Annotated in this window: 18 protein-coding genes; 7 read left to right on the plus strand and 11 right to left on the minus strand. The window is 43.6% G+C overall.

From position 1 onward, the window contains the following. Window positions 1-2: 2 nt before the first annotated feature. From ptsN to ACGF49_RS21525, 9 genes are all read right to left on the minus strand, one after another. Window positions 3-470: a PTS IIA-like nitrogen regulatory protein PtsN gene (gene ptsN, locus ACGF49_RS21485; RefSeq protein ID WP_112896282.1), complete on the minus strand. Its 468-nt coding sequence runs from the start codon at window positions 468-470 to the stop codon at window positions 3-5. A gap of 123 nt (window positions 471-593) precedes the next feature. After that, window positions 594-881, minus strand: coding sequence for a ribosome hibernation promoting factor (hpf, locus tag ACGF49_RS21490; protein ID WP_036775988.1), 288 nt, complete (start codon window positions 879-881; stop codon window positions 594-596). A gap of 23 nt (window positions 882-904) precedes the next feature. Continuing rightward, window positions 905-2,344 (minus strand): RNA polymerase factor sigma-54, encoded by a 1,440-nt coding sequence (gene rpoN, locus ACGF49_RS21495; RefSeq protein WP_113043691.1) that lies wholly within the window; start codon window positions 2,342-2,344, stop codon window positions 905-907. A 27-nt stretch (window positions 2,345-2,371) separates the two neighbouring features. Next, window positions 2,372-3,097 (minus strand): LPS export ABC transporter ATP-binding protein, encoded by a 726-nt coding sequence (gene lptB / locus ACGF49_RS21500; protein ID WP_011148169.1) that lies wholly within the window; start codon window positions 3,095-3,097, stop codon window positions 2,372-2,374. Window positions 3,098-3,103: 6 nt separating this feature from the next. Beyond that, window positions 3,104-3,637 carry a lipopolysaccharide ABC transporter substrate-binding protein LptA gene (lptA, locus tag ACGF49_RS21505; RefSeq protein ID WP_387492713.1) on the minus strand — a complete coding sequence of 178 codons (534 nt, stop codon included), beginning with the start codon at window positions 3,635-3,637 and terminating at the stop codon, window positions 3,104-3,106. Next, window positions 3,618-4,196, minus strand: a complete 579-nt coding sequence (gene lptC, locus ACGF49_RS21510) for an LPS export ABC transporter periplasmic protein LptC (protein WP_112879244.1) — start codon at window positions 4,194-4,196, stop codon at window positions 3,618-3,620. Before lptC ends, lptA begins: the two co-directional genes overlap by 20 nt. A gap of 20 nt (window positions 4,197-4,216) precedes the next feature. Then, window positions 4,217-4,780, minus strand: a complete 564-nt coding sequence (gene kdsC / locus ACGF49_RS21515) for a 3-deoxy-manno-octulosonate-8-phosphatase KdsC (protein ID WP_112879243.1) — start codon at window positions 4,778-4,780, stop codon at window positions 4,217-4,219. Between the two features lie 17 nt (window positions 4,781-4,797). Further along, complete coding sequence (kdsD, locus tag ACGF49_RS21520) at window positions 4,798-5,766, minus strand: arabinose-5-phosphate isomerase KdsD (protein WP_113043693.1); 969 nt, start codon at window positions 5,764-5,766, stop codon at window positions 4,798-4,800. A 27-nt stretch (window positions 5,767-5,793) separates the two neighbouring features. Continuing rightward, the gene (locus ACGF49_RS21525; protein ID WP_271859662.1) at window positions 5,794-6,765 is read right to left on the minus strand and encodes a calcium/sodium antiporter; all 972 of its coding nucleotides are present in this window, start codon (window positions 6,763-6,765) and stop codon (window positions 5,794-5,796) included. Window positions 6,766-6,993: 228 nt separating this feature from the next. On the opposite strand from ACGF49_RS21525, the gene mlaF reads away from it, so the two are divergent. The 7 genes from mlaF (at window position 6,994) to murA (ending at window position 12,023) form a co-directional block, all read left to right on the plus strand. Then, on the plus strand, window positions 6,994-7,797 hold the full coding sequence (gene mlaF, locus ACGF49_RS21530) for a phospholipid ABC transporter ATP-binding protein MlaF (RefSeq protein WP_271859663.1): 804 nt from the start codon (window positions 6,994-6,996) through the stop codon (window positions 7,795-7,797). Window positions 7,798-7,807: 10 nt separating this feature from the next. Then, a complete protein-coding gene (gene mlaE / locus ACGF49_RS21535; RefSeq protein ID WP_113043701.1) occupies window positions 7,808-8,590 on the plus strand; it encodes a lipid asymmetry maintenance ABC transporter permease subunit MlaE in 783 nt (260 codons plus the stop codon). Between the two features lie 4 nt (window positions 8,591-8,594). Next, complete coding sequence (mlaD, locus tag ACGF49_RS21540) at window positions 8,595-9,101, plus strand: outer membrane lipid asymmetry maintenance protein MlaD (RefSeq protein ID WP_113043695.1); 507 nt, start codon at window positions 8,595-8,597, stop codon at window positions 9,099-9,101. Between the two features lie 33 nt (window positions 9,102-9,134). Continuing rightward, window positions 9,135-9,764, plus strand: coding sequence for a phospholipid-binding protein MlaC (mlaC, locus tag ACGF49_RS21545; RefSeq protein WP_113043696.1), 630 nt, complete (start codon window positions 9,135-9,137; stop codon window positions 9,762-9,764). 1 nt (window position 9,765) lies between these two features. Beyond that, window positions 9,766-10,059, plus strand: coding sequence for a lipid asymmetry maintenance protein MlaB (gene mlaB / locus ACGF49_RS21550; RefSeq protein ID WP_271859664.1), 294 nt, complete (start codon window positions 9,766-9,768; stop codon window positions 10,057-10,059). A gap of 398 nt (window positions 10,060-10,457) precedes the next feature. Next, complete coding sequence (gene ibaG, locus ACGF49_RS21555) at window positions 10,458-10,712, plus strand: BolA family iron metabolism protein IbaG (protein WP_011148158.1); 255 nt, start codon at window positions 10,458-10,460, stop codon at window positions 10,710-10,712. A gap of 51 nt (window positions 10,713-10,763) precedes the next feature. Then, window positions 10,764-12,023 carry a UDP-N-acetylglucosamine 1-carboxyvinyltransferase gene (murA, locus tag ACGF49_RS21560; RefSeq protein ID WP_228900900.1) on the plus strand — a complete coding sequence of 420 codons (1,260 nt, stop codon included), beginning with the start codon at window positions 10,764-10,766 and terminating at the stop codon, window positions 12,021-12,023. 69 nt (window positions 12,024-12,092) lie between these two features. On the opposite strand, the gene ACGF49_RS21565 is transcribed toward murA, so the two are convergent. Together ACGF49_RS21565 and ACGF49_RS21570 are read right to left on the minus strand one after the other, a co-directional pair. Further along, window positions 12,093-12,326, minus strand: a complete 234-nt coding sequence (locus ACGF49_RS21565) for a hypothetical protein (RefSeq protein ID WP_113043699.1) — start codon at window positions 12,324-12,326, stop codon at window positions 12,093-12,095. Beyond that, the coding region (locus tag ACGF49_RS21570; protein WP_387492720.1) for an RHS repeat-associated core domain-containing protein at window positions 12,323-12,983 on the minus strand (661 nt) is incomplete at its 5' end. The genes ACGF49_RS21570 and ACGF49_RS21565, both read right to left, overlap by 4 nt.

Consider the following 12,983-nt stretch of genomic DNA (forward strand, 5'->3'; position numbering starts at 1 on the left):
AGTTATTCAGTGATAATTGCGTATAGTTCTTCATCACTTTGTGCCGATCTTAAACGACGGCAGAGATTTTTATCTGCAAGACGTTTGGCAATCAATGACAATGTGTGTAGGTGTGTTTGGCATTGATCGTTTGGAACCAGTAAAGCAAACAGCAAATCGACTGGTTGATTATCAATAGCATCGAAAGCAATAGGTTGTTCCAGATTTAGGAAAACGCCAACCGCTTGATCTGAGCTTTCTTCATCTAACTTACCGTGAGGGATAGCAATACCACTGCCAATTCCAGTAGTACCTACTTTTTCTCGGGTTAATATTGCTTCGAATACGACATTTTCTGGTAACTTAAGCTGCTTAGATGCTAGCTCACTGATAATCTCTAAAGCCCGTTTTTTGCTCGAACAATGTACATTATTGCGCGTACATGCGAGGGAAAGCACAGAGCTTAGTAGTAAATCTGCTTGATTATTCATTTTCCTATTCACTTAGGTGCTTATTGATACAGGATGCCATAGGTTATCTGTGGCATCCTGTATTTGCGCACTGTTTTACAGTAATACTCTGCTGTTGTTACTACATTTTTTGTTAACTAACTGTTAATGATGTCTCAGTTTGTCTTTATGTTTGGTTAATTGACGCGCCAGTTTATCGACCAGTCCATCAATTGCTGCATACATATCTTCATGTTCTGATGATGCGTGCAACTCACCTCCGTTAATGTGTACAGTAGCTTCGGCGATTTGTTGTACCTTTTCCACTCGGAGGATTACCTGAGTCAGGTTGATCCTGTCGAAATATTGATCCAGTTTGCTGCATTTTGCAGTGATAATGTCGCGTAATGCATCAGTAATTTCAATATTGTGGCCGGTTATTTTGAGTTGCATATTGTCTTCCTTCTCTGTTCATTTCAAACCAGACGCTTACGTTGGTTTGATGGCGGAATGGATAACGACTCTCTATATTTTGCGACAGTCCGTCGGGCAACCATGATGCCTTGATCGGCTAGCATGCTTGTCAGTTTGCTGTCACTTAATGGTTTGGCGGGGTTTTCCGCTGCTACCAGTTTTTTCACCAAAGCCCGTATTGCAGTTGAAGAGGCTTCGCCTCCACTTTCTGTATTGACATGGCTGGAGAAAAAATACTTCAATTCAAAAATACCACGTGGGCTGTGCAGGAATTTCTGGGTAGTCACCCTGGAAATGGTGGATTCATGCATATCAACCTGGAAAGCAATGTCTGCCAAAACCATAGGTTTCATATATTCTTCACCATGTTCAAAAAATTCCTGTTGCTGTTCTACAATACAACGCGCAACTTTCAGCAGAGTATCATTTCGGCTTTCCAGGCTTTTAATAAGCCACTTGGCCTCTTGTAGGTTATTGCGGATAAACTGACTGTCACTTTCATTGCGCGTATGTTGCCCAAGCTCTGCATAATGCTGATTAATGTGTAAACGGGGGATACTATCTGTATTTAATTCTACTTGCCAGTGTTCACCCTCTTTTCGAACCAGTACATCGGGGATGACATATTCTGATTGGTCAGTGTTTATTGCCAGACCAGGCTTTGGTTCAAGTGACTGGATTAAATTTATAGCCTCTTTCAGTGTATCTTCTTTCAAGCGACTCAGACGGATTAAATTGCGGAAATCCCGATGACCTAATAACTCTAGATGTTCGCAAATGATCAGTCTCGCCTCTTTCAGATAAGGGGTTTCTGGTGGAAATATGGATAGTTGGACGAGTAGACAATCTTTTAAATCACGAGCCGCGACACCGATAGGATCAAAATGCTGTATCCGTTTGAGCACAGCCTCCACTTCTGCCAGAGTGAGTTGATTGTCGCCAATGCAGGTAAGGATATCTTCTAGTGGTACAGTGAGATAGCCAGTGTCATCTACGGCATCAATGATTGATGTCGCAATCGCCGCATCTATTTCCGTGAAAGAGGTCAATTCTGCTTGCCACATCAAATAGTCTTGCAGGGTTTGAACTGTTTCACCTTGGTAAAGTGGCAGTTCGTCGTCGTTATAGTCATTGCGTGTCCCGGAAGGTGTGCCAGCGGTGTAAATTTCATCCCAACTGGCATCCAGGGGTAATTCATCTGGCATATCCTTCTGTTGCAAGGCATCAAGCGTATCCATAGCTTCCGTTTCGTGATTGGGAAGTTCCTGATTGCCAATTTCCTGATGATCTTCATCCTGTTCAAGCAAAGGATTCATTTCTAACGCTTGTTGTATTTCCTGTTGGAGTTCAAGCGTAGAAAGTTGCAACAAACGAATAGCTTGTTGGAGCTGTGGTGTCATAGCCAGTTGCTGACTAAGCCTGAGTTGCAAACTTTGCTTCATAGCGTTAAATCAATTCTCCTGGCCGAATTAGAGCCGGAAACCTTCGCCTAAATAAACGCGCTTCACCTGTTCATTATTAAGAATATCATTAGGTGTGCCGTGAGCAATCAGATGCCCTTGGCTGACAATATAAGCACGTTCGCATACATCCAATGTTTCACGGACATTGTGGTCTGTGATAAGGACCCCTAGTCCATAATCTCTCAAATGCTGAATAATCTTCTTGATATCGATGACTGAGATAGGATCTACGCCAGCGAAAGGTTCATCCAGCAAAATAAATTTAGGATTAGCTGCCAGCGCTCTGGCAATCTCTACGCGGCGACGTTCACCTCCGGAAAGTGATTGACCAAGATTGTCTCGTAGGTGGCTGATATGGAACTCTTCCATCAGCTCTTCGGCACGTTCTTTCCGCTGTTCTTGAGTCAAATCTTGGCGGATCTCCAATACAGCCATCAGGTTGTCGAATACGCTTAGACGGCGGAAAATAGAAGCTTCCTGAGGCAAATAACCGATACCACGTCGTGCCCGTTCGTGAAGTGGCAGTAGGCTAATATCTTCATTATCAATGGTAATTGTCCCGGTATCCCGTGAAACGATACCGACGACCATATAGAAAGTCGTCGTTTTCCCTGCACCGTTCGGACCAAGTAGGCCGACAATTTCGCCGGAGTTCACGTTTAGGCTGACATTTTCAACGACCTTACGGCCTTTGTAAGCTTTTGCCAGGTTTTCTGCGTTTAGTATTGCCATATATCGTTATTTACTCTTGTTGTTAGCCCCAGGGCCTTCTTCTTGTAATTCAGAAGGTAGTAGGACGGTTGTCACTCGTTTACCTTTGTCACTAAACGCTTCCATTTGCTGAGTTGGGACTAGATAGGTGATACGGTCGCCTTTTATATTGCTGTCTAACTGTTCCAAATAGGCATTGCCAGTGAGTGTAACCAGCTCTTTATCCATTTCGTAACGCATTTTGGAACCGCGGCCCTTGATTGGTTTGCCATTGTCCTGTAATTGATAGAAGGTTACCGGATTGCCAAATGCTTCAATAACCATTTTCTTAGAATCGCCATCTGGGCGAGTCACAACAACTTTGTCAGCGCGGATATCGATAGAACCCTGTTTGATGATCACATCTTCTGTAAATGTGGAAGTGTTCCTTGTCATGTCAAGGGCTTGTTTAACAGAATCGATAGAAATGGGTTTCTGTGTGTCATCTTTCAGTGCCATAGCGGGAAGACTGACTACAAAGATAGCACTGGCAATAAAAGCATTACGGATTCTGTTTTTCATGTTGGATTTCATAGTAGGTGTTAACCTTTTCAATCAGTTCAGCGGTTTTGTTTCGCAGGTTGCCACGCATTTTCATACCGACGGATTTTAGCCCGACACCAATCAGTGTGACCTGATCGTCAGATGAAACATCCTGAGTGACCAAGTTGATGATAGCGTTCTCTGTAGTAATACGTTGTAATTGTGACGTATTAGTCAGACTGTCAACCTGTACGTCTCCGTAAAGATAGAGCATTTTGTCATTAGTTAGTTTGGCTTTGTTAGCACGAACTGTCCATGTAGCAATGGCATTTGAGTCATAAGTAATTAATACCGGTTTGGTAAACCAGGTAAGTTTTGACTCTGCATAGTTTTGGACGTCATCAGCGACCAGTTTATACGTCAATTTCCCCGTAGGGTCATAAACAAAAGTTATAGCTTCCTGACTTTGATAGGTTGGCTGACTGTTATCTGTGGCAGAAGATGATTTAATCTCATCTGAATCAGACAAGTTCCAGCCAATTAACGCCAGGATGATTAATACCAGAGTTATCACCAACCAGGATTTGATTCTATCCATTCTCGTTTCACTTCAACCTACTATATTGATAATCCTTTGGCTTCTTCCAGCTTATTCTGAGCAAAAAGCACCAAATCACAAAGTTCCCTTACCGCACCGTGTCCCCCTGCAATTTGGGTGACATAATGCGCTTTTGGTAAGAGTAATGGATGTGCATCTGCCACAGCGACAGATAACCCCACTTGTTCCATGACAGGCCAGTCAATCAGATCATCACCAATATAAGCAACCTGTTCTGGTTTTAATCCCAGTTTATCTAACAATTCTTTGTACGCCAAAACCTTATCACTTTGTCCTTGGTAAAGATGTGTAATACCCAAGGTATTTGCTCGATCTTCCAGCAATTTTGCTTTACGGCCGGTAATAATAGCGACTTCGATTCCTGAAGTAATTAAGCAGCGAATTCCGTAACCATCTCTAACATTAAATGTTTTTAATTCTTCACCGTTATTGCCCATATAGATCCGGCCATCGGACATAACACCGTCAACATCGCAAATCAGCAAGCGGATTTTACGGGCTTTTTCAATAACGTCTTTATTAACTGGACCATAACAGGTGTCCAAATAAACTAATTGGCTCATTAAGGCATTTTCTCCGGTTACACCACACCAGCTTGTAGCAGGTCATGCATATGTAATACACCAAGCAATTTATTGTCCTCTGCAACCAATAAGGACGTGATATGGTGTGACTGCATTAAATTCAATGCATCAACTGCAAGGGCATTTGGTTTGATGCGGATGCCACCTGTTGTCATAACATCTGAAATTTTGACATTGTACAAATCGACGCCCATATCAAACACTCGCCGTAAATCACCATCAGTAAAAATACCATCAATATACATATTTTCATCGCAAATGACGGTCATCCCCAGTTTTTGTCGGGTGATTTCGAGCAGTGCTTCGCGTAAGGTGGCGTGACGATTAACCTTTGGAATATCATCGCCTGTATTCATCAAATCACTCACCAGTAGCAGAAGTTTGCGTCCAAGAGTGCCGCCTGGATGTGATAGTGCGAAATCTTCAGCAGTAAAGCCGCGTGCCTGGAGCAATGCAACCGCTAAAGCATCACCCATAACCAGTGTTGCAGTGGTACTGGTTGTAGGAGCCAAACCTAGCGGACAAGCTTCCTGCGGGACTTTGATACACAGGTGGATATCGGCGGCTTTTCCCATATTACTGTTGTAATTGTTAGTCATGCAGATAAGCGGGATTTTTTGGCGTTTTAATGCGGGAATCAGCGATAAAATTTCACTGGATTCACCCGAATTTGAGATGGCTAAGACAATGTCTTTAGGTGTGATCATGCCGAGATCGCCGTGGCTGGCTTCTCCCGGATGAACGAAAAAGGATGGTGTACCGGTGCTGGCGAAAGTGGCAGCAATTTTACACCCGATATGGCCGGATTTACCCATCCCCATGACAATCACTTTACCTTCGCAGTTGAACATCAGTTCACAGATACGGTCAAAATCTCCGTTTATATGTTGTTCAAGTTCTGTTAATCCATCCCGTTCTATGTGTAATACTTTTTTACCCGCTTGCTGAAAATCAATCTTAGGCATTTCTTTTTCCTACTCATTCGTGTTTATTCAATGCTGTAATTGGGAAATAAACAGTACGATAAAATAAGCGATAAAGCAGCTTAATAACAGGACACCTTTAAATCGGTTTAATCGGTGTTTACGACCCAGACAAAATGCAGTAAATATTATGCTGGCTACCATCATTACCCAAAAGTCACGATGGAAAGATTCAGGTGAAATGGCTGCTGGTGAGAGTAATGCGGGAAGGCCCAAAACAATTGATATATTGAATATATTCGAACCTATAATATTCCCGAATGCGATGTCATCTTCGCCTTTGAATGCTGCGGCAATGGAGGTTGCTAATTCTGGCAGGCTGGTACCGACCGCAAGTACGGTAAGCCCGATAACTAATTCACTGATGCCATAAATGCGGGCAATAACAGTTGCATTATCAATAACCATACGAGTTGCCATAGGTAAAATAAGTAACCCTAATAGAATCCAAAGCAGGGCAATGTGTTTATTGCCTTCGACCGGTAATTCCGCAGCCTGTTCTTGCGTATAAATATCCGCTTCGGCGCGGCGCGGTAGAGCAACCATTTTTATCATCAGTAAGATATACACTATGGCGGAAGCGAGTAATACCAACCCATCCATCCGGCTGAGATAGTGATCACTCATTAAATAACCACAGAAGACGGTGAGCAGTAGCATCAACAGCAGTTCCTGCCGCAGGATATCTGATTTTACTTCCATTGGGCGAATAAATGCAGCGGCACCGGGTATTAGTAGCAGATTAGTAATGTTGGAGCCAATAACATTACCCACGGCCATATTAGGTTGATTATCTAGCATTGCAGTAACTGAAACCATTAATTCTGGTAGAGAAGTTCCAATGCCAACAATGGTAATACCAATAATAAATGGAGGCAGTCCCAGAGTACGGGCAAAAATTGCAGCACCATATACTAATCTATCGGAACCATATACCAGTAAAATCAACCCGGCAATTAGAAGTAAAAAGGTCAGAAGCATGAAGCGTCCCTTGTAAGGTATATTCCGAATTAATGTTAACGCTGGTTGATTTTCTAAACAAAAATTGTCTGCCCAGTTAGATGGGACATATTCTGACGGCGGTGGATAGAAAAGTAAAATTTGTCATCACATTAATAGCGAAAATTTTCCAGTTTTTTTGTAGTATATATGATTAATATATGAACCAAATATTAAAGCCAATTTATTAACCGTTAAGGGCTATCAATAATGAATCAACAGACAGCAAATCTCATCGAGATCCGTGGTATGTATTTTACCCGTGGTAACCGTTTGATTTTTGCTGATATTAATCTAGTTGTGCCTAGAGGAAAAGTCACTGCAATTATGGGGCCTTCTGGGATAGGGAAAACGACACTATTACGATTAATTGGTGGTCAGTTACGTCCTGAACGTGGAGAGATCTGTTTTGATGGTGATAATATTCCTGCTTTATCCCGTTCTCACTTGTATGCTGCTCGCAAGAAGATGAGTATGCTGTTTCAATCTGGGGCATTATTCACTGATCTCAATGTCTTTGAGAACGTTGCTTTTCCGCTGCGTGAACATACGAACCTGCCTGAAGAAATTATACAGACCACGGTAATGATGAAATTAGAGGCGGTAGGATTACGTGGTGCCGCGAATTTGATGCCTTCCGAACTTTCCGGTGGTATGGCAAGGCGTGCGGCTCTGGCTCGTGCCATTGCACTTGATCCTGATCTGATTATGTTTGATGAGCCTTTTGTTGGTCAGGACCCGATTACGATGGGGGTTTTGGTGAAGTTGATTGATGAGCTGAATAAGGCACTTGGCGTTACCTGTGTGGTTGTTTCCCACGATGTACCGGAAGTTCTGAGCATTGCAGATTACGCTTATATTATCGCTGAACAACAGATTATTGCTGAGGGTACAGCTCAACAGTTGCACTCTAATTCTGATAGGCGAGTACGGCAATTTCTGGATGGTATTGCTGATGGGCCGGTACCTTTCCGTTTCCCGGCAGGGGATTATAAAACTGAGTTATTAGGATAATGGGATGTTAATGTTAACACAGGCGCTGGCGGCACTTGGCCGACGAGCCATTGAGGTGTTTGCCTCTTTTGGCCGTGCAGGTTTTATGCTGTTCCGCGCGATAATTGGCAAGCCAGAACCTGCCAGACAATGGCCGTTACTCCGACAGCAGCTTTACAGCGTGGGTGTTCGGTCATTATTGATTATTATCGTTTCAGGGCTGTTTATTGGCATGGTGCTTGGCTTACAGGGGTATCTGGTACTGACAACATACAGCGCGGAAGCCAGTCTTGGTATGATGGTGGCGATATCTCTGTTACGTGAATTGGGGCCGGTGGTCACGGCACTGTTGTTTGCTGGTCGAGCAGGATCAGCCCTGACCGCAGAGATCGGTTTGATGAAAGCCACGGAGCAAATTTCCAGCCTGGAGATGATGGCGGTAGATCCATTACGGCGTGTGATAGCTCCCCGTTTCTGGGCCGGGTTTATCAGTATGCCGCTATTATCTTTGATTTTTGTTGCGGTAGGTATTTGGGGCGGTGCGATGGTTGGTGTTGATTGGAAGGGGATTGACAGTGGCTTCTTCTGGTCTTCCATGCAGTCTGCTATCGAGTGGCAGAAAGATTTGCTTAATTGTTTTATTAAAAGTGTCGTTTTCGCCATTACTGTGACCTGGATTGCTCTATTCAATGGTTATGACGCGATCCCGACTTCGGAAGGGATAAGCCGAGCAACGACCAGAACGGTGGTTCATGCATCGTTAGCGGTTTTAGGTTTGGATTTTGTGCTGACAGCACTCATGTTTGGGAACTAAGCCAATGCAAAGCAAGAAAAGTGAAATTTGGGTTGGATTTTTTGTCTTGATTGCACTGGCTGCAATCGTCTTTTTATGCTTAAAAGTGGCAGATATTAAATCGGTAGGCAACCAGCCAACTTACCGTTTGTACGCAACTTTTGACAATATTGGAGGTTTGAAAGTGCGTTCACCGGTAAAAATTGGGGGTGTGGTGATTGGTCGTGTTGCAAGTATCTCTCTTGATGAAAAAACTTATACGCCGCAAGTGGCACTGGATATTATGAAGCAATATGACCATATCCCTGATACCAGTTCTCTTTCCATTCGTACTTCTGGCCTATTAGGTGAACAATATATTGCCTTGAATATAGGGTTTGAAGATCCCGATATGGACACCCGTATTCTGAAAGAGGGTGACCGCGTACAAGATACCAAATCAGCAATGGTACTTGAGGATCTCATCGGCCAGTTCTTGTATAAGAGTGGTGATAATGTCCAAAGTGGGGCAGAGCACCCGCCGACACCTTAGCCAGCAACTGAATATCATTAAGAGGAACCCATTATGTTGAAGAGATTATTAATGATGGCGCTATTGGTTTTTGCGCCATTAGCGAGCGCAGTTGATCAAACGAATCCTTATAAGCTGATGCAGGATGCGGCGGAAAAGACTTTTACTCGTTTGAAAAATAGCCAATCACAAATTCGTCAAAATCCAGATTATCTGCGTAAAGTGGTGAAAGAGGAGCTACTGCCTTATGTCCATATCAAATACGCAGGGGCATTGGTTCTGGGGAAATACTATAAAGATACGACTCCAGAGCAGCGCAAGGCTTATTTTGTTGCATTTGAATCTTATCTTGAGCAGGCCTATGGGCAGGCTTTGGCAATGTATCATAATCAAACTTACCAGATTGACCCTGAAAAGCCGTTAGGGGACAGCAATGTTATTGCTATTCGTGTCACTATTATCGATCCGAATGGCCGTCCTCCTGTCCGTCTTGATTTCCAATGGCGCAAAAACAGCAAAACTGGTTACTGGCAGGCATTTGATATGATTGCTGAGGGAGTCAGTATGATTACGACTAAACAGAGTGAATGGGCCTCTATCTTGCGTCAGCAAGGTATTGATGGCTTAACTAAGCAGCTTGAAATCAGTGCCCGTCAGCCAATTACTCTGGAAGAGAAAAAATAAGATGGCTGAGAGTCTGATCTGGGAAAAAATAGGGCAAACATTGATTCTCAAGGGCACTTTGGATCGTAATAGTTTGCTTCCTCTCTGGCAGCAAAAAGAGAAATTATTGGTCGATATCAATGACATCAATGTGTCACAACTTGAATATGTGGATTCTACCGGGTTAGCTCTTTTAGTCCGTTTCAAACATCATATGCAAAAGAGAGGGGATAAATTGCGCTTTTCTGGCATTGATGAACGGCTTAACACCCTGATTAAGCTCTATGATCTGCAAGAAATGATCATTGATAGCTAACCGATAATCTCATTAATTATCTGTACATACCCTATGGATTTCAAGATGCATCGCGGCGGCAAGGGAGAGAATCCCCGGGAGCATAGATAACTATGTGACCGGGGTGAGCGAGTGCAGCCAACAAAGAGGCAACTTGAAAGATAACGGGTATAATCAGCGCCCTTGTAAGCAGAAATATTACAAGGGCGTTTTCATAGTTTAAGAATAAGCAGGATTCTATTAGGATAGATGGCTGTCTATTATTTATTTCTAACTACATACCCTATGGATTTCAAGATGCATCGCGGCGGCAAGGGAGCGAATCCCCGGGAGCATAGATAACTATGTGACCGGGGTGAGTGAGTGCAGCCAACAAAGAGGCAACTTGAAAGATGACGGGTACAGAACATTGAGCAATTATGGATACTAATGAGATTAAGCAAGTGCTGATGGATAAATTAGCACTGGATGAAGTCATTGTTAACGGAGATGGCAGCCATTTCCAAGTTATTGTGGTTGGTGAAATGTTTGCCGGCATGAGCCGGGTAAAACAGCAGCAAGCCGTTTATGCGCCTTTAATGGAATACATTGCTGACAATCGTATTCATGCCTTATCAATTAAAGCCTACACGCCGGATGATTGGAAACGGGATCGCAAGCTCAACGGTTTTTAATGTTGTTTGCCTCGCAGCGAACAGCAAATTATATAAAGAGAGTAGTCACAGATGGATAAATTTCGTGTGAAAGGGCCCACTCGTCTATCGGGTGAGGTTACTATTTCCGGGGCAAAAAATGCTGCACTGCCAATCCTGTTCGCCGCGTTGTTGGCTGAAGAGCCTGTTGAGTTGCAAAATGTTCCAGAATTGAAAGATATTGATACCACTATCAAATTATTGAATCGCCTTGGGACCAAAATTGAACGTAATGGTTCTGTATTTGTAGATGCTCGCGATGTGAATCAATATTGTGCGCCTTACGAGCTAGTAAAAACCATGCGTGCCTCTATTTGGGCGTTAGGTCCTTTGGTAGCGCGTTTTGGTCAGGGGCAAGTTTCTTTGCCGGGTGGTTGTGCGATTGGCGCCCGCCCGGTTGATCTGCATATCAGTGGTTTGGAACAGTTAGGTGCTGAAATTGTGCTGGAAGAGGGCTACGTCAAGGCTTCCGTTAACGGGCGTCTGAAAGGGGCTTGCATTGTGATGGATAAAGTTAGCGTTGGAGCGACAGTCACGATTATGACCGCGGCAACGTTGGCAGAAGGGACAACAATTATTGAGAATGCAGCACGTGAACCTGAAATCGAAGATACGGCTAATTTTCTCAATACCTTGGGTGCAAAAATCACAGGTGCAGGCACTGACCATATCATCATTGAAGGTGTAGAACGTCTTGGTGGTGGAGTATACCGTGTATTACCTGATCGGATTGAAACGGGGACATTTCTTGTTGCGGCTGCGATATCTGGTGGCAAGGTAGTTTGCCGTCATGCTCAGCCTAATACGCTGGATGCGGTATTAGCTAAATTGCGTGAGGCGGGTGCTGATATTGAAATTGGTAAAGATTGGATAAGCCTTGATATGCACGGTAGACGCCCTAAAGCTGTGACATTACGTACAGCTCCGCACCCTGGTTTCCCGACCGATATGCAGGCACAGTTCAGCTTGTTGAATTTGGTTGCTGAAGGTGCAGGGATGATTACTGAAACTATTTTCGAAAACCGTTTCATGCATATTCCTGAATTAATTCGGATGGGAGCTCATGCGGAAATTGAAAGTAATACTGTGCTTTGTCATGGTGTTAAAAAATTATCTAGTGCTCAGGTGATGGCGACGGATTTACGTGCATCGGCAAGCTTGGTTCTGGCGGGTTGTATTGCGGAAGGCGTAACGGTTGTTGACCGTATTTATCATATTGACCGGGGTTATGAACATATCGAAGATAAGTTGCGTGGACTTGGCGCAAACATTGAACGAGTGAAATCAACGTAGGCTTACTGTAGGTATGCGCCAAGATAGATCATAAGAAAGCCGGAAGATCACTGGGATCTTCCGGTGTTTTTAGACGTAAAAAAGATTTTCTCGAACAAAAGAAATGACTTCGTCTTTACTTAATTCAAATACAGGATCTGCATCCATTCCTTTTAAATAATCAACAACATATCTTAGCCTCTCATCATCAATGTCATGATCAAGGTAAAATTCATATGCATATCTAGCAATGTTAGCAGTATCGTAATTTTCTTGAAGTTTTTCATTCAGGCCACTTATAAAAAGATGGATTAGATTGTTCATGACAATCCCCCACATTTTTTAATAGCTTTTCCTGAAGTTGTTGCTATGCCTGAATCTATATCCGCTTTGGTAGGTGGATAATGAGGTAAATCCAATACCCGGCCATCTTTCATCTTAGGATGTACACGATTAACCTTGCTGGAATGATCGTAAGTTTCTTCCCAAGACTTCACACTTCCTGTTGATGGATTCCACTCTGTGACATGAGAACGTCCACGCGTTGGCCCTTCAGTTCTAGCTAACGCTTCCTTATCATAATAACGGATTCGTCCATCAGGTAATTCGCGGATATTTACGGCAGAACCTTGAGCTTTTTGTAAAGCTCTAAGTTTCCGATTTAATAATTGCGAAGGTGAACCCGCTAACCCTAAAGGGTCAATCCAGTTTACCGGATCATGGACATAGCTGTACGGGTTAAATCCGCCACTAAGATTCAAAGGGTCCGGCGATAAGTACTGGCCTGTTTCCCTCTCGTAATAACGGTGCCGGTTATAAAATAAACCGCTTTCCGTGTCTTCATATTGGCCACAAAACCGGAGGTTACAGGTCAGGTTGCGCGGGTCATTGACCGTCAGCACCGGCCAACATTCCGGCTCGCCCCAGGTGAGCAGTCGTCCGGCCCATATCAGCTCCCCGGCTTCGGTCAGAATTTCCCGC

Origin of the sequence: Photorhabdus sp. RM96S (assembly GCF_042879335.1) — a bacterium.
In the GTDB taxonomy this organism is placed as follows: Bacteria; Pseudomonadota; Gammaproteobacteria; order Enterobacterales; family Enterobacteriaceae; genus Photorhabdus; species Photorhabdus kayaii.

What these genes read in the sequence shown, in the direction of transcription:
- ptsN (WP_112896282.1), bottom strand. Translation starts at nt 470, where the DNA reads ATGAATAATCAAGCAGATTTACTACTAAGCTCTGTGCTTTCCCTCGCA.
- hpf (WP_036775988.1), bottom strand. Translation starts at nt 881, where the DNA reads ATGCAACTCAAAATAACCGGCCACAATATTGAAATTACTGATGCATTA.
- rpoN (WP_113043691.1), bottom strand. Translation starts at nt 2,344, where the DNA reads ATGAAGCAAAGTTTGCAACTCAGGCTTAGTCAGCAACTGGCTATGACA.
- lptB (WP_011148169.1), bottom strand. Translation starts at nt 3,097, where the DNA reads ATGGCAATACTAAACGCAGAAAACCTGGCAAAAGCTTACAAAGGCCGT.
- lptA (WP_387492713.1), bottom strand. Translation starts at nt 3,637, where the DNA reads ATGAAAAACAGAATCCGTAATGCTTTTATTGCCAGTGCTATCTTTGTA.
- lptC (WP_112879244.1), bottom strand. Translation starts at nt 4,196, where the DNA reads ATGGATAGAATCAAATCCTGGTTGGTGATAACTCTGGTATTAATCATC.
- kdsC (WP_112879243.1), bottom strand. Translation starts at nt 4,780, where the DNA reads ATGAGCCAATTAGTTTATTTGGACACCTGTTATGGTCCAGTTAATAAA.
- kdsD (WP_113043693.1), bottom strand. Translation starts at nt 5,766, where the DNA reads ATGCCTAAGATTGATTTTCAGCAAGCGGGTAAAAAAGTATTACACATA.
- ACGF49_RS21525 (WP_271859662.1), bottom strand. Translation starts at nt 6,765, where the DNA reads ATGCTTCTGACCTTTTTACTTCTAATTGCCGGGTTGATTTTACTGGTA.
- mlaF (WP_271859663.1), top strand. Translation starts at nt 6,994, where the DNA reads ATGAATCAACAGACAGCAAATCTCATCGAGATCCGTGGTATGTATTTT.
- mlaE (WP_113043701.1), top strand. Translation starts at nt 7,808, where the DNA reads ATGTTAACACAGGCGCTGGCGGCACTTGGCCGACGAGCCATTGAGGTG.
- mlaD (WP_113043695.1), top strand. Translation starts at nt 8,595, where the DNA reads ATGCAAAGCAAGAAAAGTGAAATTTGGGTTGGATTTTTTGTCTTGATT.
- mlaC (WP_113043696.1), top strand. Translation starts at nt 9,135, where the DNA reads ATGTTGAAGAGATTATTAATGATGGCGCTATTGGTTTTTGCGCCATTA.
- mlaB (WP_271859664.1), top strand. Translation starts at nt 9,766, where the DNA reads ATGGCTGAGAGTCTGATCTGGGAAAAAATAGGGCAAACATTGATTCTC.
- ibaG (WP_011148158.1), top strand. Translation starts at nt 10,458, where the DNA reads ATGGATACTAATGAGATTAAGCAAGTGCTGATGGATAAATTAGCACTG.
- murA (WP_228900900.1), top strand. Translation starts at nt 10,764, where the DNA reads ATGGATAAATTTCGTGTGAAAGGGCCCACTCGTCTATCGGGTGAGGTT.
- ACGF49_RS21565 (WP_113043699.1), bottom strand. Translation starts at nt 12,326, where the DNA reads ATGAACAATCTAATCCATCTTTTTATAAGTGGCCTGAATGAAAAACTT.